Source organism: Nocardia sp. NPDC003269, assembly GCF_042888005.1.
Taxonomy (GTDB): Bacteria; Actinomycetota; Actinomycetes; order Mycobacteriales; family Mycobacteriaceae; genus Nocardia.
On record NZ_JBIAPA010000003.1, the window covers coordinates 402293 to 417057 of the forward strand.

At 70.3% G+C, this 14765-nt stretch carries 18 protein-coding genes; 13 read left to right on the forward strand and 5 right to left on the reverse strand.

The features are described 5' to 3' along the window. Positions 1-46 precede the first annotated feature (46 nt). On the forward strand, positions 47-709 hold the full coding sequence (locus tag ACFYWJ_RS21795; protein ID WP_355272265.1) for a TetR family transcriptional regulator: 663 nt from the start codon (positions 47-49) through the stop codon (positions 707-709). Between the two features lie 2 nt (positions 710-711). On the opposite strand, the gene ACFYWJ_RS21800 is transcribed toward ACFYWJ_RS21795, so the two are convergent. Genes ACFYWJ_RS21800 through ACFYWJ_RS21810 form a run of 3 tightly spaced genes read right to left on the reverse strand, consistent with a single transcriptional unit; the run spans position 712 to position 2517 of the window. Beyond that, entirely contained in the window at positions 712-1320 is a 609-nt protein-coding gene (locus ACFYWJ_RS21800; protein WP_355272263.1) for a GDSL-type esterase/lipase family protein, read from the reverse strand. Between the two features lie 33 nt (positions 1321-1353). After that, positions 1354-1932 carry a VanZ family protein gene (locus ACFYWJ_RS21805; protein WP_355272261.1) on the reverse strand — a complete coding sequence of 193 codons (579 nt, stop codon included), beginning with the start codon at positions 1930-1932 and terminating at the stop codon, positions 1354-1356. Positions 1933-1953: 21 nt separating this feature from the next. After that, complete coding sequence (locus tag ACFYWJ_RS21810; RefSeq protein WP_355272260.1) at positions 1954-2517, reverse strand: TetR family transcriptional regulator; 564 nt, start codon at positions 2515-2517, stop codon at positions 1954-1956. Positions 2518-2611: 94 nt separating this feature from the next. Between ACFYWJ_RS21810 and ACFYWJ_RS21815 the strand changes: the two genes are divergently transcribed. Genes ACFYWJ_RS21815 through ACFYWJ_RS21825 form a run of 3 tightly spaced genes read left to right on the forward strand, consistent with a single transcriptional unit; the run spans position 2612 to position 4837 of the window. Then, entirely contained in the window at positions 2612-3082 is a 471-nt protein-coding gene (locus tag ACFYWJ_RS21815) for a DUF4334 domain-containing protein (protein ID WP_355272258.1), read from the forward strand. Continuing rightward, positions 3082-4170 carry an NAD(P)-dependent alcohol dehydrogenase gene (locus ACFYWJ_RS21820; RefSeq protein WP_355272256.1) on the forward strand — a complete coding sequence of 363 codons (1089 nt, stop codon included), beginning with the start codon at positions 3082-3084 and terminating at the stop codon, positions 4168-4170. Before ACFYWJ_RS21815 ends, ACFYWJ_RS21820 begins: the two co-directional genes overlap by 1 nt. Before the next feature lie 28 nt (positions 4171-4198). Then, positions 4199-4837 (forward strand): TetR/AcrR family transcriptional regulator, encoded by a 639-nt coding sequence (locus ACFYWJ_RS21825; RefSeq protein WP_355272254.1) that lies wholly within the window; start codon positions 4199-4201, stop codon positions 4835-4837. A gap of 13 nt (positions 4838-4850) precedes the next feature. On the opposite strand, the gene ACFYWJ_RS21830 is transcribed toward ACFYWJ_RS21825, so the two are convergent. Continuing rightward, on the reverse strand, positions 4851-5510 hold the full coding sequence (locus ACFYWJ_RS21830) for a TetR/AcrR family transcriptional regulator (protein ID WP_355272253.1): 660 nt from the start codon (positions 5508-5510) through the stop codon (positions 4851-4853). Positions 5511-5651: 141 nt separating this feature from the next. Between ACFYWJ_RS21830 and ACFYWJ_RS21835 the strand changes: the two genes are divergently transcribed. From ACFYWJ_RS21835 to ACFYWJ_RS21855, 5 genes are all read left to right on the forward strand, one after another. Then, complete coding sequence (locus ACFYWJ_RS21835; protein ID WP_355272251.1) at positions 5652-6452, forward strand: alpha/beta hydrolase; 801 nt, start codon at positions 5652-5654, stop codon at positions 6450-6452. After that, entirely contained in the window at positions 6449-7897 is a 1449-nt protein-coding gene (locus ACFYWJ_RS21840; RefSeq protein WP_355272249.1) for an NAD(P)/FAD-dependent oxidoreductase, read from the forward strand. The genes ACFYWJ_RS21835 and ACFYWJ_RS21840 overlap by 4 nt, the downstream gene beginning before the upstream one ends. Continuing rightward, positions 7894-9558, forward strand: coding sequence for a GMC family oxidoreductase (locus tag ACFYWJ_RS21845; protein ID WP_355272248.1), 1665 nt, complete (start codon positions 7894-7896; stop codon positions 9556-9558). The genes ACFYWJ_RS21840 and ACFYWJ_RS21845 overlap by 4 nt, the downstream gene beginning before the upstream one ends. Before the next feature lie 20 nt (positions 9559-9578). Then, positions 9579-10112 carry a DUF4334 domain-containing protein gene (locus tag ACFYWJ_RS21850; protein ID WP_355273037.1) on the forward strand — a complete coding sequence of 178 codons (534 nt, stop codon included), beginning with the start codon at positions 9579-9581 and terminating at the stop codon, positions 10110-10112. A 79-nt stretch (positions 10113-10191) separates the two neighbouring features. Next, a complete protein-coding gene (locus tag ACFYWJ_RS21855; RefSeq protein WP_355272246.1) occupies positions 10192-10515 on the forward strand; it encodes a hypothetical protein in 324 nt (107 codons plus the stop codon). A gap of 58 nt (positions 10516-10573) precedes the next feature. On the opposite strand, the gene ACFYWJ_RS21860 is transcribed toward ACFYWJ_RS21855, so the two are convergent. Further along, positions 10574-11218 carry a TetR/AcrR family transcriptional regulator gene (locus ACFYWJ_RS21860; RefSeq protein ID WP_355272245.1) on the reverse strand — a complete coding sequence of 215 codons (645 nt, stop codon included), beginning with the start codon at positions 11216-11218 and terminating at the stop codon, positions 10574-10576. A gap of 96 nt (positions 11219-11314) precedes the next feature. Between ACFYWJ_RS21860 and ACFYWJ_RS21865 the strand changes: the two genes are divergently transcribed. The 4 genes from ACFYWJ_RS21865 to ACFYWJ_RS21880 all read left to right on the forward strand — a co-directional run bounded on the left by ACFYWJ_RS21865 (position 11315) and on the right by ACFYWJ_RS21880 (position 14762). Further along, the gene (locus ACFYWJ_RS21865; protein ID WP_355272243.1) at positions 11315-11686 is read left to right on the forward strand and encodes a nitroreductase family deazaflavin-dependent oxidoreductase; all 372 of its coding nucleotides are present in this window, start codon (positions 11315-11317) and stop codon (positions 11684-11686) included. Between the two features lie 93 nt (positions 11687-11779). Next, positions 11780-13036, forward strand: a complete 1257-nt coding sequence (locus ACFYWJ_RS21870) for an MFS transporter (RefSeq protein ID WP_355272241.1) — start codon at positions 11780-11782, stop codon at positions 13034-13036. A 24-nt stretch (positions 13037-13060) separates the two neighbouring features. Next, positions 13061-13243, forward strand: a complete 183-nt coding sequence (locus ACFYWJ_RS21875; protein WP_355272239.1) for a hypothetical protein — start codon at positions 13061-13063, stop codon at positions 13241-13243. A 76-nt stretch (positions 13244-13319) separates the two neighbouring features. Next, positions 13320-14762 carry a hypothetical protein gene (locus ACFYWJ_RS21880; protein ID WP_355272238.1) on the forward strand — a complete coding sequence of 481 codons (1443 nt, stop codon included), beginning with the start codon at positions 13320-13322 and terminating at the stop codon, positions 14760-14762. Positions 14763-14765 lie beyond the last annotated feature (3 nt).

A 14765-nucleotide genomic window follows, 5' to 3' on the forward strand; every position in this document is an offset into this window, starting at 1 on the left:
CGACTCCAGAAACTCGTGTGGTGTCAGAGTGCACCAGAATGGCGGGATGGTCAAGAGCATGGGTGAGGATTCCGCGACGCCGCGCGCCTACGCGGGTGTGACGGCCGACGAGCGTCGCGCGCGCCGCCGGGCGGCCCTGTTCGAGGCGGCACTGGATCTGCTCGCCGAGGGCGGCGCCCCCGCGGTCACCAAACGGGCGGTCTGCGCCCGGGCACGGCTGAACGACCGCTACTTCTACGAACAGTTCGCCGACCGCGACGTGCTGCTGACGGCGCTGGCCGACGACCAGACGACCGAGGGCATCGCGGCCGTGGTCACCGCCACCCGCGCCGCCGCCCCCGACGTCGACAGTCAGGTCCACGCGGCCGCCGACGCCGCCCTCGGCTTCCTGATCGCCGACCCGCGCCGGTCCGCCCTGCTGTTCACCGCCCACAGCACCGAGGCGCTGCAATCAGCGCGGGTGTCCACCCAGCACGCCATCGCCCGCACCATGGCCGCGGTGGGTCGTGAGTTGTTCCCGGAATCGGCGACCGGCGAACTGGATTCGGAGATGGCCGCCTACACCGTGGTCAGCGGCACCCTCGAATTGGTCGCGGCGTGGATGCGCGGGGAGTTCGCCACCACCCGCGAGCACCTCACCGAGGTGATCGCCCGCCAGCTGCTCCAGATCAGGTTCGCCGACAACCCGCGCGCGACCCCCGCAGGCTGAGTTCAGCCGCGCGGCCGGGCGATCCAGTCGTGCCAGCCGCCCGCGAGGACCAGCTCGGCCAGCCGGCGGTAACCCTCGCTGCCCGGATGCGCGCCGTCGCCTGCCGTCACCTCCGCACACCAGATCGGGTCCTCGGCCAGGGCCGCGGTGACATCGATGAACGGGACCTCCCGCGCGTGGCACAGCGCGCCCATCTGTTCGGCGAGCTTCGTGACACGGCGCAGATGTGGTCCGCCCGCATCGATCACCGGCAGCGGGCCCACCACCAGCGGGGCTAGCGCGCGCTGGTGGGCACCGTCGAGGATGGTCGCGAGATTGTCCAGGGTGCGATCCGGATCGACTCGGGGTGCGCCGTTCTCCTCGACCGCGTCGTTGGCGCCGAAGGACAGGACCAGTCGCTGATCGGCGTCGGTCTGCACGCGCGGCTCGATCTCGGTCCAGCAGCGGCGCAGGACGTCCGTGGAGGTGTTGCGCCGGATTCCGAGGTTGAACGCGGTCGTTCCGGCGCCGGTGGCCGCGAGGACGCGGCCCACCCAGCCCCGGTACTCGGGGTCGCCGATACCCTGCACGAACGAGTCGCCGAAGAAGAAGACGCGAAGATCTGTACTCACCCGCATGACCCTAGGAGCCCGCGCGGCGCGAGGTCAGCTCGCCCAGCCCAGCCGACGCAGTACCCGGTCGCTGTGCGAGGACCCGGATTCCCTGCGAGCGACATGAACCGCCGCCAGCGCGGCACCGAGGCCCGCCCCGGCCGCGTTGAGCAGGACATCGTCGATCGAGGACACCCTGCCCAGCGCGAGCACGTACTGGAGCAGCTCGAGCGTGGTCGAGACGAGTGCGCCGACCACCGTCATCCGCAGCACGCCCGCGAGGCGCGGAAACCGCAGGGGGAGCAGGAAACCCAACGGCACGAACAGGATCAGATTGGCGCCGACCTGGACGAAGGCGGTGCCCGGCGCCGCGCCGAGGGTGTCGAGCAGGTCCCGCAGTGGCACCACGCTGATCGCGGGTGTTCCGGCGGCGGGGGTGAGGATCATCCACACCCACGGCAGCGTGGCGCCGAGGATCCCGACCTCGGCGATCGAATGCCGCAACGCCTGTCTACGCGGTAGTCCGGCGCGGAGCCTGCGACGGACGAGCAGCGCGGTCGCGGCCGCCAGCACGGGCACCGCCACCAGCCAGACGATCAGGACATGCCCCCACGACGCCCACACGGTCCCCACCGGTCCCACGATAGCGGCGGCTCAGGGCGCGATGATGCGGGCGGCGGCGAAGACGGTCGCGGCGCGGCGGGTCGAGAGTTGTTCGGTGTCGCCGCGTTCGGCCGCGAACCGGGCCTGCATGGCATTGGTGCGGGTCAGGTCGGAGAGCATGCGCAGCAGGATGACCGGCGGTACGGCGTCGGTGAGCAGCCCTTCGCGTTGTCCGCGGCGCAGTTCGGTCAGTTTGGCGTCGATGGTGCGGCGCAGCAGCGGTCCGATGTGGGCGCCTTCGGGTTCCAGGTCGGACCAGGCTTGCAGGCGCGCGTTGTCGGGGTGGGCGACGAAGTGGTCGAAGAGGCGGCCGACGTAGGCGGGCACGTCGTCGGCGCGCAGCGCGGTCTCCTCGGCGGTTTCGGTGGTCCAGCGCTCGGTGACGGCCGCGTAGAGCTCGTTCTTGCCGGGGAAGTAGGCGTAGAGGCGGTCCTTGCTGGCGTGGGCGGCGTCGGCGATGCGGTTGATCCGGGCGCCGGCGATGCCGTATTCGGCGAACTCCGCCTTGGCGGCAGCGAGTATTCGCTCCCGGGTTGCCTCGCCTGCCGCACGCATGGCCGGAATCGTACCCCTCTTGCCGAACCAACTGGTTCGGAACTATGGTCCGTTCGGAACCAGATGGTTCTGGAATCGGCGAGACGAGGACACCATGGGCGCGGACAAGCCACGTTGGCAGCAACTCCGGGAGCAGACCGAGGGCGTCTCCACCGCCGAACTGGACGCGCTATGGACCCGACTACGCCCGGCCCGCACCGACGACATCCTCGGCGAATGGCGCGGCGACGCCTTCCAGACCGGCCACCCGCTGTGCCGGGCGCTGCCCGCGAGCCGCTGGTACGGCAAGAACTTCCTCGCCGTCGACGACGCCAAGCCGCTGATCTGCCGCGCCGAGGACGGCACCCTGTTCTCCAATGTCGAACTGGGGCAGGGCGAGGCGACGCTGTGGAACATCGAGTTCCGCGGCGAGGTGACCGCGACCATGGTCTACGACGGGCGCGCGGTGTTCGACCACTTCAAGTGGCTCGACGAGAAAACGCTGATGGGCATCATGAACGGGCGCGCCGAACTGGTCCTGTCCAAGGGCGAGCACTTCTACTTCCTGCTGGAACGGGTGTCCTGATGCGCACGACGGCGGTCCTGTCGCGTGATCCGGCCGCGGCGTTCTCGATCGAGGACGTCGAGATCGACGAGCCGCGCGGTGGGGAGATCCTGGTGCGGATCGCGGCGGCGGGCATCTGTCACACCGATCTGGTGACCCGGCGCGCCGGTGCGGCGGATCGGCCGATCCTGCTCGGGCACGAGGGTGCCGGTGTCGTTGCCGCGGTCGGGCCCGAGGTGCGCGCGGTGCGGCCCGGCGATCATGTCGTGCTGACGTTCCGGCACTGCGGCGAGTGCGCGACCTGCGTGGACGGGCGGCCCGCCTACTGTCAGCGTTCGGTCGCGCTCAACCAGTTCGGCCGGCGCGCGCACGAGGGAGCGCGGGTGTCGCGCGAGGGCGTCCCGGTACTGGACGGTTTCTTCGGCCAGTCGAGCTTCGCCGGATACGCGCTGACCACCGAGGACAACACGATCGTCGTTGACCCGGCGCTGGACCTGGCCGTGGCCGCGCCGTTCGGCTGCGGTTTCCAGACCGGGGCGGGCGCGGTGCTCAACGTGCTGCGGCCCACGGCGGGGGCCTGGCTGGCGGTGTTCGGGGCGGGTGCGGTCGGGATGGCCGCGCTGCTGGCGGCGCGCACGGTCGAGGGCGTACGGGTGGTCGTGGTCGAAACTTCGGCGGCGCGCAGGGAACTGGCGCTCGAGCTCGGTGCCGAGGCCGCACTGGACCCCGCCGAGGGGCCGACCGTGCCGCGGCTGCGTGCGCTCACCGGTGGCGGTGTCACCCACGCGATCGATACCACCGGCGTGCCCGCGGTGCTCGGCGACGCCGTCGCCGCGCTGGCCACGGGTGCGACCGTGGTCGCGGTCGGGCTCGGCACGGGCACCCCGCCGGTGGATGTCGGCGATATCGTGTTGCGCGGCAAGTCGATTCGCGGATGCTTGGAAGGCGACAGCGTGCCGTCGACGTTCCTGCCGCACCTGCTCGGGCTGTACGCCGAGGGGCGGTTCCCGGTCGACCCGCTCATCGGCCGGTACCCGCACACCGAGGTCGATGCCGCGCTCGCCGACCAGCGCGCCGGGCGTGTGGTGAAGCCGGTGCTGACATGGTGAACGACTACTCCCGCGAACGGTCCCGCTCATGACGATTCTGCACAGCGACATCCTGCGCGCCGAGGACGAGGACATCCCGTCGAACGCGGCGACGGTGGCGGCACGCGCCGAACGGTTGCTCGCGGCGTTGAACGCCGCGCGTGAGGTGTTCGTCGCGCACGGCTATCACGGCGCGAGCATGGACCAGATCGGCCTGCGGGCGGGCATGAGCAAGCCCGTGCTCTACACCCTGTACGCGAACAAGCTCGATCTGTATCTGGCGGTGCTGCAACATCATCTGGACCGGATGGTCGGCGGGATCCGCAACGCGCTGACCGGCGCCAGTGGCCAGGAGGACAAGGTTCGGCGCGCGGTGCGGGCCTACTTCGACTTCGTCGACGACGACCCGGACGGGCACGTGCTGATCTACGAATCGCCGGTGCCCAGCGAACCGAGCGTGCGCTGGCGGGCCCGGCACGCCTTCGGCGAGTGCGCGGTGCTGGTGAGCGCCGAGTTGCGCGCGGCCGGGATGGACGACGCGCGGGCGTTCGCGTGCGCGTTCGGGGTGGTCGGGGCCAGTCATCAGGCGGCGCGGCTGTGGCTGGACACGGGCAGGCCGATTCCCAAGCAGGACGCGGTGGAGACGACGGTCGCCCTGTGCTGGAACGGGTTGGCCGGGATCGGCTGATCGCGGGAGGGATTCAGTCGGCGATGGCGGGCAGGGGGCTGCCGTCGAGGAGCTCGTCGCTGGGCAGGCGGCCGACGAGGACGGCCAGGGCGCGCTTCCAGCGGCGTACGACCGCTTCGCGTTCGCCGAGCGTGCCGGTGAGCATGGCCGTCATCGACAGGCCGGTGAGCAGGTCGATGGTGAATTCGACGAGGACTTCCGCGCGCGGGTCCGAGGCGTACGGTTCGCCGACGACGTCGAGGTAGAGCCTGCGCATCTCGGTGAAGACGCGGCGCTCCTCGTGGACGAGGCGTTCGCGCAGCTCGGTGTCGGTGCGGGCGGCGACCCACAGGTCCAGGGCGGTGAAGAAGGCGGGACTGTTGAGGTCGCGCCAGGCCAGGTCGACGACCGATTGCAGCCGGTCGCGGCCGGCGGGCAGGAGTTCGGCTTCGCGCTGGAACTGTTCCAGGCGCAGGTCCACGACGCGGGTGGTGGCCGCGATGAGCAGTTCCGCGCGGGTGGGGAAGTGGTGCTGCACGGTGCCGCGGGCGAGTCCGGCGCGTTCCTGGACGGCGCTGACGGTGGTCGCCGCGTAGCCGCGTTCGAGCAGGCATTCCGCCGTGCAGGCGAGGATCAGGGCCCTGGTCGAGGCCCGGCGTTCGGCCTGGGTGCGGCGCGGTTGTTGCAGGGTCACCCGACAAATCGTACGCGGTGACGGTAACAAGAGCGAACGGCGCGCGAATCGACGTGCGATTGCCTATTGACGCAGGGACAGCAACCTGATGCAATCAAGAAACCGTACGCAGTAACTGTTTTTTACGAATGAAGGGCTGCGATGACGCAGATCTCTCATATCCGCCGGGGCGCCGGCTCGCCGATCGTGCTGGTGCACGGGCTCGGCAGCCGCTGGCAGATCTTCGCGCCGGTGATCGATCTCCTGGCCGAGCGGCACGAGGTGATCGCCCTCGACCTGCCGGGATTCGGCGACACACCGACGCTGCCCGGTGTGCTGCCCGGCCCGCGCGGGTATGCCGACTGGATGGCGCAGTGGCTCGGCGACAACGGCATCCGGCGCCCGCACGTCGTCGGCAGCTCCATGGGCGGCGGTATCGCGCTCGAGCTGGGGCGCACCGGTGTCGCCGCCGCTGTCACCGCCTTCTCGCCGGTGGGCTTCTACGGCGGGCCCGGCCTGCGCTGGGTCCAGGGGTCGCTGACCGCCATGCGCGCGGTCGCGCGATTCGCCGGTCCTGCGCTGGACAAGGCGGTCGACTATCCCGCTGGGCGCGCGGCGCTGCTGTCCGTCATGTTCGGGCATCCGACCCTGGTCGCCCCCGACGCCGCCCGGGTCGACCTGGCCGGACTGGCGGGCGCGAGCTCCTTCGCCGCGGCCCGCGACGATTTCGCCACCTATGTCCTGGACGCGAGCGACGACCCCGGCGCGCTGACCGGCATCCCGGTGACGATCGCCTGGGGCACCCGCGACGTCGTGCTCACCCACCGCACCCAGAGCGCTCGCGCGCGAGCGGTGCTGCCGTTCGCCCGCCACACCGATCTGCCCGGGTGCGGCCATCTGCCCTTCAGCGACGCCCCCGAGCTGTGTGTTCGGACCATCCTCGACAACCGGAGTGCGCCATGAAACCCTCGATCGCGGTCATCGGCAGCGGATTCGGTGGCCTGGCCGCCGTGATCGCGTTGAAGAAACGGGGCTTCGACGACATCGTCGTGTTCGAGAAGGCTGACGAGGTCGGCGGCGTCTGGCGAGAGAACACCTATCCCGGCGCGGCCTGCGATGTGCCCTCGCCGTTCTACTCGTACTCCTTCGAGCCCAATCCGCGCTGGCCGCACCGTTTCTCGCGGCAACCGGCGATCCTGGACTACATCCGCGACGTCGCCGACAAGTACGACGTGCGCCGCCACATCCGCTTCGGCACCGAGGTCACCGGGGCGGCGTTCGACGACACCACCGGCAAGTGGACCGTGCGCCTGGATTCGGGCGATTCGGTCGAGGTCGACGTCGTCGTGCCCGCGGTCGGCCAGCTCTCCCGGCCCGCGCTGCCCGCCATCGAAGGCCGGGAGACGTTCGCGGGCACCACTTTTCATTCCGCGGAGTGGAACCACGACATCGACCTGACGGGCAAGCGCGTCGCGGTGATCGGGACCGGTGCCAGCGCGGTGCAGTTCGTGCCCGAGATCCAGCCGCGCGTCGGGAAACTGACCCTGTTCCAGCGCACCGCGCCCTACATCGTCCCGCGCCCGGATCGCGAATTCAGCGACCTGCACCATCGGGTGTTCGAGAAGCTGCCGGTGACCGAACTGGCCGAGCGCGGCACCTGGTACAGCGTGGTCGAGGGGCTCAGCTTGGCCTGGGTCTACGCCAAGCCGCTCGCCGCCACCATCCGGGCGATCTCCAAGTGGCACATGCGCAGGCAGACCGCGGCCAAGCCGGGCCTGTTCGAGCAGGTCTGGCCCGACTATCCGATCGGCTGCAAGCGGATGCTGTTCTCCGACAGCTACCTGCCCGCGCTGACCCAGCCGAATGTCGAGGTGAGCACCGACAAGATCACCGGGATCACCCCGTCCGGGGTGTGCACCGCCGACGGGCGCGAACACGAGGTCGACGTCATCATCTGGGGGACCGGGTTCAAGTCGACCGAATTCCTCGCGCCGATGGCGATCACCGGTACGGGCGGGCTCGCGCTCGACCAGGAGTGGCGCACCGGGGCGCACGCCTACTACGGCATGACCGTGCCGCGGTTCCCGAACCTGTTCATCATGTACGGGCCCAACACCAATACCGGTGGCGGCTCGATCATCTACTTCCTCGAGGCCCAGGCCGAGTACCTCGGTGACTACGTCGCCCATCTCGCCGCGACCGGCGCGCCGCTGACGGTGCGGCCCGAGGTCGAACAGGCCTATGACGCCCGGATCCAGGACCAGCTCACCGACAGCGTGTGGAGCCGGTGCTCGTCGTGGTACCGGCAGGCCGACGGCCGGATCACCACGAACTGGCCGCTGCTCGGAATCCAATACAAGAAGCAGGCGCGATTCGACGCCGCCGACTACGAGGTGATCTCCGCATGACTGACTACGACTACGACGTGATCGTCGTCGGCTCCGGATTCGGTGGCAGTGTCACCGCGCTGCGGCTGACCGAGAAGGGCTACCGGGTCGGGGTACTCGAATCCGGCAGGCGCTGGAACGCCGAGGACTACCCGAAGACGAACTGGAACATCCCCAAGGCCATCTGGGCGCCGCGGCTGGGCCTGACCGGGCCGCAGCGGATCAGCGTGCTCGGCAAGTGCCTTGTGTTCAGCGGCTCCGGTGTCGGCGGTGGCTCGCTGATCTACGGCAACACCCTCTACGAACCGCTGCCGGAGTTCTATCAGGACCGCGCGTGGGCGCACATCACCGACTGGAAGAGCGAACTCGCGCCCTACTACGACCAGGCCAAGCGGATGCTCGGCGTCGTGGAGAACCCGCGGATCGGCCCGAAAGACGAGGTGCTGCTGCAAGTCGCGCGCGGGCTCAACGTCGCCGACACCTTCCATCGCACCCAGGTCGGGGTGTTCTTCAACGAAGGCGAGGAGGGCGTCGAGGTCGCCGACCCGTACTTCGGTGGCGCGGGCCCGCGACGGGCGGGCTGCATCCACTGTTCGGACTGCTTCACCGGGTGCAAGCACAATGCCAAGAACACCACCACGGTCAACTACCTGCATCTGGCGGAAAGCCGGGGCGCGCAGGTACATCCGCTGACCACGGTCACCTCCGTCGCGCCCGACGGCGACGGTGGCTACCGGGTCGAGACCGTCGCGTCGAACGGGTGGCTGCGCAAGGAACGGCGCACGTTCACCGCGCAGCAGGTGGTGTTCGCCGCGGCCGCGCTCGGCACCCAGAAACTGCTGCACAAGCTGCGCGCCGACGGTTCGCTGCCGCAGCTCTCGCCCCGGGTCGGTGAGCTGACCCGCAGCAACTCCGAGGCGATCATCGGCGTCACCAGCAAGTCCCGCAAGGACTTCTCCCAGGGCGTGGCCATCACCTCCTCCATCCATCCCGAGCCGCAGACCCACGTCGAGGTGTGCACGTACGGCACCGGGCAGAACGCGCTGTTCCTGCAGACGGTGCCGATGGTCGACGGTGGCGCGTTCCGGTTCCTGCGCCTGCTGCTGACGATGCTGCTGCACCCGATCCAGTTCCTGCGGTCGCAGAACGCGCACGGCGCCTCGAACCGGTCGGTGATCCTGCTGGTCATGCAGTCGCTGGACAACTCGCTGACCTCGTATCTCAAGGGCCGCAGGCTGGTCACCAAACAGGGCGGCGGTGAACCGAATCCCGCGTGGATTCCGCTGGCGCACGACATCGCCCGCAAGTACGCCGACGAATGCGACGGTGTCAGCGGCAATATCGCCACCGACATCTTCAACATCCCCGCCACCGCGCACTACATCGGTGGCTGCACGATCGGCGATTCCAGCGACACCGGCGTGATCGACCCGTACCAGCGGATCTACGGCTACCCGGGCCTGCACATCGCCGACGGCAGCGCGATCACCGCGAACCTCGGCGTCAATCCGTCGCTGACCATCACCGCCCAGGCCGAACGGGCGATGGCGTTCTGGCCCAACAAGGGCGAGGCCGATCCCCGCCCGGCGCTGGGTACCGGCTATCAGCGGGTCAGCCCCGTCGCCCCCACCCGGCCCGTGGTGCCCGAGTCGGCGCCCGGCGCGCTGCGCCTGCCCGCATGACCCGCTCCGGAGAGGACGCCATGACCGCCACCGCCCAACTCGCCGCGCTCGAACCCACCTGCACCAGGGCGGCGGCGCTGGCGCTGTTCGACAGTCTCGCGCCGGTGTCGCCCGCGGAGCTGACCGGTCGATGGCACGGGCGCGAGCTGGCCACCGGGCACGGGCTCGACGGCCTGCTCGCGGCGTCGGGCTGGTACGGCAAGCAGTTCGACGGCGTCGACAGCGTGCATCCGCTGCTGTTCCGTACTCCCGCGGGCGAGATCTTCGCCGTCGACCCGAAGCGGGTGCCACTGGGTGTGGCCGACAAGGTGCCGCCCGCGCTCGTACGGCGGGGCCGTGGCCTGCTCGGGGTGCTGAAGCCGGCGTTGCGCACCCGTGACTATCGGGCGCGATTGCGGTCGGTAGAGCATCGTGGGGTCGTGACGGCGGCGATGGTCTACGACCATCTGGCCATCATCGACGTGTTCCGCCGGGTCGACGAGGACACCGTGTTCGGTCTGATGGACTTCCGTGACCTGCCCGATCCCTATTTCTTCGTTCTCGGTCGGGACTGACACACAACACCGCTGGTGAATCGGCGGGATCAAGGGTAGGCATGGGATATGGAACGGCTCGTCGAAAGGACGGCAGGCCATGGCTACACATCCCGACCCGTGGGCGACACACGTGGATCCGCACGTACACAGGTTCCCTGATACCGAACGCACCTTCCGCTCCCACGCGGGGGAATCCATCCAGGACTCCCTCAACTGGCCCGGACTGCTCCTCATCGGCATCGGCATCGTCTTTCTCGCCGCGACCTTGACGGCCGCGGGTTCCGGCTTCGCCGGGTGGGCAGTGATCGCAGGGGTGATCTGCGGCGTGTGTCTGCTGACGGGAGTGACGATCGTGCTGGCCGAACATCGCCGCATCAAAGTCGGCGAGGGACTGCACCTGACCGACCCCGCCGGTCACTGAGGGTGCGGCCGTAGTCCACGTCCGGGCGGGTTTCCCCGCCCGGACGGTGGTCGTCGTGTCAGGTGCGGCGGCTCTCCAGCCCGTCCAGGATCAGGTCGAGGCCGTAGGCGAACTCGGCGGTGTGGTCGTAGCCGGGCCGCAGCGCGTGGTCGACGATGAGCTCGGTGAGGTACGGCAACTCGCCGTCGGGCAGGTTCACGAGGATGTCCGACGCGACGTCCTCGACCTCGGTCGGCGTCGTCACCGGCAGATTCGCTTCCTGCAGGACATAGCCGCCGACGTAGCTGTCGATCAGCGAGACGGCGTGCGCCGCCATCGGCAGTGTGAATCCGGCTGTGCGCAGCACCCCGAGCACCGCGTCGTGGTGGCGCAGCGTCGCCGGGCCGGGATGGCGGCGGGAGTCCATCAGGCCCAGTGCCCAGGTGTGCTGGGCCAGGACCCGGTGTGCCGAGTGCGCGCGGGCGCGGATGGCGTCGCGCCAGTCGTCGTGGTCGGTGGGGGGCAGGTCGATGGCGGCGAAGACCGCGTCGACCACGCCGTCGAGGATCGCGTCCTTGTTCGGCACGTGGTGATACAGCGACATCGCCTCCACCCCCAGTTCCTGGGCGACCCGGCGCATCGTGATCGCCTCGGCGCCCGCACGGTCGGCGACGCGGATGGCGGCGTCGAGGACACGTTCGCGGCTGAGGGGTGGTCGGGTCATCGCAGCTCCCAGGATGGACGGCCTTGACAGTCTTACACATGTAAGTCAGCCTTACAGGTGTAAGACCAGCCGGGATGTCACAGTGAGGAGAGCCCGATGCCGATGCCGCGGTGGTGGGGTCACATCAACAAGCGGGTGTTCAATCCGCGCGCGATCAAGGGCGGGAAATGGCCGGTGCTCACCCACGTCGGCCGTCGGTCGGGGGCGACGTATCACACGCCCCTGGACGCCTATCCCGTCGACGGCGGATACCTGTTCGTCCTCGTGTACGGCGCGCGCTGCGACTGGGCGCAGAACGTCCTGGCCGCGGGCCGGGCGCGGCTGCGGGTCGACGGGCGGGAACTCGATCTAACCGCCCCGGTCGTCGTGGGGGAGGCCGAAGCGTTCCGGGCGCTGGCCGACGACGTGACCCGGCCACCGAAGCTGCTGCGCATCACCGAGTTCCTGCGGATGGACCTGGCCGCCTGATCCGCTCGCGGTGAGCGCAACACTGGACAGCTCCGATCGTGTGCCGACGAAACGATTGGACGGGCGTCCATCTTTGCCGCACTGTTGACGATCATGAGCGAACATCCGGCCCAGCGGCGCACTCTCGCCGTGCTCGTGGCGGCCCAGATCTTCAGCGGGGCGGGACTGGCCGCGGGTATCACGGTCGGCGCGCTGCTGGCGCAGGACATGCTCGGGTCGACGGGGCTGGCCGGTCTGCCCAGTGCCCTGTTCACCGTCGGGTCGGCGGCGGCCGCGGTCGGTGTCGGCCGGATCTCGCAGCGGACCGGACGCCGGACCGGCCTCACCGCCGGCTATCTGGTCGGGGCCCTCGGCAGTTTCGGTGTCGTCGTCGCGGCCGTCACCGGGAGCATCGCCCTGCTGTTCGCGTCGCTGATCGTCTACGGCGCGGGCACCGCGACCAGCTTGCAGGCCCGGTACGCGGGCGCCGATCTGGCGACCCCGGCGCACCGGGCCCGCGCCATCAGCACGGTGCTCGTCGCGACCACGGTGGGCGCCGTCGTCGGCCCGAATCTGTTGCACCCCATGGCGAGTCTGGCCACCGCCTGGGGCATCCCGCCGCTGTCGGGGCCGTTCGTGCTCTCCGGCACGGCCTACCTGCTCGCCGGTCTGGTGCTGTGGGTGCTGCTGCGACCGGATCCGCTCGTCCTGGCCCGGGACATGGCCGTCACCGACGCGCCCGCCGGCACCGATGAACCGACCTCGACCACGACCTGGTCGGCGCCGATCGTGGCGGGCGCGACCGTCATGGTGGTGACCCAGCTGGTGATGGCGGCGGTCATGACCATGACCCCGATCCACATGCAGCACCACGGCCACGACGTCGGCGCGGCGGGCATTGTGATCGCGGTGCACGTGGCCGGGATGTATCTGCCCTCGCTGCTGTCGGGCATGCTCGTCGACCGGATCGGCGCCGGTAGGGTCGCCGTCGCCGCGGCGGGCACCCTGGTCGCGGCCGGACTGGCCGCCGCGCTGGCCCCGCCGAACTCGGTGCCCGCGCTGGCCGCCGCTCTCGGCCTGCTCGGGCTGGGCTGGAACCTCGGCCTGGTCGCGGGCACCACGATGATCGCCGACGCCACCCCCGTGGCGACCCGTGCCCGCACCCAGGGCACCGTCGACGTCGGGATCGCCGTCGCGGGCGCGGGCGGCGGCCTCGGCTCCGGGCTGATCGTGGCGGCGGCCGACTACCCCGGCCTGGCCTACCTCGGCGCGGCGATCGCGCTGCTCATCGTCCCGGCACTGGCCTGGAGCACGCGCCGCCCGCCCGCCGGGACGCGGCCACGTCCGATGGACGCCCGCGTCGACGGCTGACCGCGCTCGTGCGATGATCGCCGGATGACCGGCCCGGCCAGCACCACCCGCATCCTCGGCCTCCTCGGTGGTGTGGCCGTGATCCTGCTGCTCACCAACTGGAGCCCGATGCGCGCGGTCGCCTACGCCGTCATCTGGTCCGTGGCGGCCGTCGTCCTTGTCGTGCGCGATCGCCGGCGGCCCGCGGAGACGTCCACCCCGGAGTAGCCGCCAATCGTGTGGACCCGATGATGCGGCGACCCTAGGATCGTCGGATCGTGTCCGGGCAGTGGGGGTAGTGGTCGTGTCAGCCGTACGCAACGGTGCCAGCTGGATCGTCTCGTTCGTCCCGCTGCTCTCCCTCGGCCTGCTGACCTGGCCGGTGTTCGCCGTCCTCGCCGTGCGAGCCCGGTCGTGGCCGCTGGCCGGTGCCGCGCTCGCGTACCTGGGGCTGCTGGTCCTGGAGATCTGGGCGATCGAGTCGGACCCGGTGCGCGACACCGTCTTCGACGTCTGCCTTTTCGGGCTGATGGTGGGCGGCACCGCCCACGCGATCGCGGTGCGGCGTCGATGGTTCCGGACCGCGCCGGTCGCGGTGGACCTCGACGTGGTGTCGGCCGAATACGCCGTGGTCGCGGCCGGGGCGATCACCGTCGACACCACCCCGACCGTCGAATCCGCACCGGCGCAACGAGTGCTCGACGAGATCGATCAGCTCGTCGAGGAGAGCATGCGCGACGGCGAACCGCGCATCGGCTACGACTACGACGACCCGACCTACCCCGACTGCCCGAACCCGCACTGCGAGGAACCGTGGCACGGGCTGGCCATCACCGAGCGGATGGAGCTGATGCGCGACTACGGCGAGGTCGATGTCGATTACGACTACCACGCCGACGACAGCCTCGTCCTGTGCCCTGGCTCGGCCTTCGCCGGGGAGTGGCCGACCCCGCCCCGCACCCGGGAGCCGGAACGTCCTGTGGCGCAGGTGGATCCGGCGCCGGAGCCCGATCCGATGGCCGAGGCCGCCGTCCGGGCCGACCGGCTGTGGACGGCACTCGCGCGACCGGCACTCGTCCTCGTGGTTACGAGCTGGCTACTCGCGCTGGTCTCGATGTTCTTGGCACCGACGCAGTGGCGCTGGCTGACGGTGCTCGTCGGTGCCGTGGCGCCGGTGTGTGTCGGCTGGCTGTACGGGCGGCGCGCCGAGCTCTTCCCCGCCGGTTACGTGCGCGTCCACCTGCTGGCCCGGCCCGCAGTGGTCTTCGCCGTCGGACTGGTGGTGTGCGCGGGCTGGCTGCCGTTCCGCTGGGCACGCAACCCACCGCTGGACGCCGCGGACGGATACTTCGCGCTGATCGTCGCCTGTGCGCTGGCCTGCGTCGGGCACGCGGTCGTGCAGATCGGCCGGGTGCTGCCGGTGGGCGCCGCCGAGACCGATCCGAAGGCGCACGGGGAGAACCTGGTCGTGCTCGGCTTCGGCTGGATGATGTTCGGGCTGCCCAGCACGCTGCTGTTCGGGTGGGTCACGAGCTACTGGGCGTATCAGCCGAGCGCGGTGTGGGCGGCGGTCGCGATCAACGCGCTCCTGGTGGCGGCCCTGTTCCTGGAGGCGGGCACGATCAAGATCATCACGAAAGCCCGGGACGACGGCGATCTTCCGATGATCGTGTTCTTCACCATCGGCGCGGGCGCGCTGCTGGTGTGGTCGTCGCTGCGGATCGCGGCGACGGTGTTCCAGCCGTGAGGT

What these genes read in the sequence shown, in the direction of transcription:
- ACFYWJ_RS21810 (WP_355272260.1), bottom strand. Translation starts at nt 2,517, where the DNA reads ATGCGTGCGGCAGGCGAGGCAACCCGGGAGCGAATACTCGCTGCCGCC.
- ACFYWJ_RS21820 (WP_355272256.1), top strand. Translation starts at nt 3,082, where the DNA reads ATGCGCACGACGGCGGTCCTGTCGCGTGATCCGGCCGCGGCGTTCTCG.
- ACFYWJ_RS21795 (WP_355272265.1), top strand. Translation starts at nt 47, where the DNA reads ATGGTCAAGAGCATGGGTGAGGATTCCGCGACGCCGCGCGCCTACGCG.
- ACFYWJ_RS21870 (WP_355272241.1), top strand. Translation starts at nt 11,780, where the DNA reads ATGAGCGAACATCCGGCCCAGCGGCGCACTCTCGCCGTGCTCGTGGCG.
- ACFYWJ_RS21815 (WP_355272258.1), top strand. Translation starts at nt 2,612, where the DNA reads ATGGGCGCGGACAAGCCACGTTGGCAGCAACTCCGGGAGCAGACCGAG.
- ACFYWJ_RS21835 (WP_355272251.1), top strand. Translation starts at nt 5,652, where the DNA reads ATGACGCAGATCTCTCATATCCGCCGGGGCGCCGGCTCGCCGATCGTG.
- ACFYWJ_RS21855 (WP_355272246.1), top strand. Translation starts at nt 10,192, where the DNA reads ATGGCTACACATCCCGACCCGTGGGCGACACACGTGGATCCGCACGTA.
- ACFYWJ_RS21845 (WP_355272248.1), top strand. Translation starts at nt 7,894, where the DNA reads ATGACTGACTACGACTACGACGTGATCGTCGTCGGCTCCGGATTCGGT.
- ACFYWJ_RS21860 (WP_355272245.1), bottom strand. Translation starts at nt 11,218, where the DNA reads ATGACCCGACCACCCCTCAGCCGCGAACGTGTCCTCGACGCCGCCATC.
- ACFYWJ_RS21865 (WP_355272243.1), top strand. Translation starts at nt 11,315, where the DNA reads ATGCCGATGCCGCGGTGGTGGGGTCACATCAACAAGCGGGTGTTCAAT.
- ACFYWJ_RS21840 (WP_355272249.1), top strand. Translation starts at nt 6,449, where the DNA reads ATGAAACCCTCGATCGCGGTCATCGGCAGCGGATTCGGTGGCCTGGCC.
- ACFYWJ_RS21825 (WP_355272254.1), top strand. Translation starts at nt 4,199, where the DNA reads ATGACGATTCTGCACAGCGACATCCTGCGCGCCGAGGACGAGGACATC.
- ACFYWJ_RS21850 (WP_355273037.1), top strand. Translation starts at nt 9,579, where the DNA reads ATGACCGCCACCGCCCAACTCGCCGCGCTCGAACCCACCTGCACCAGG.
- ACFYWJ_RS21875 (WP_355272239.1), top strand. Translation starts at nt 13,061, where the DNA reads ATGACCGGCCCGGCCAGCACCACCCGCATCCTCGGCCTCCTCGGTGGT.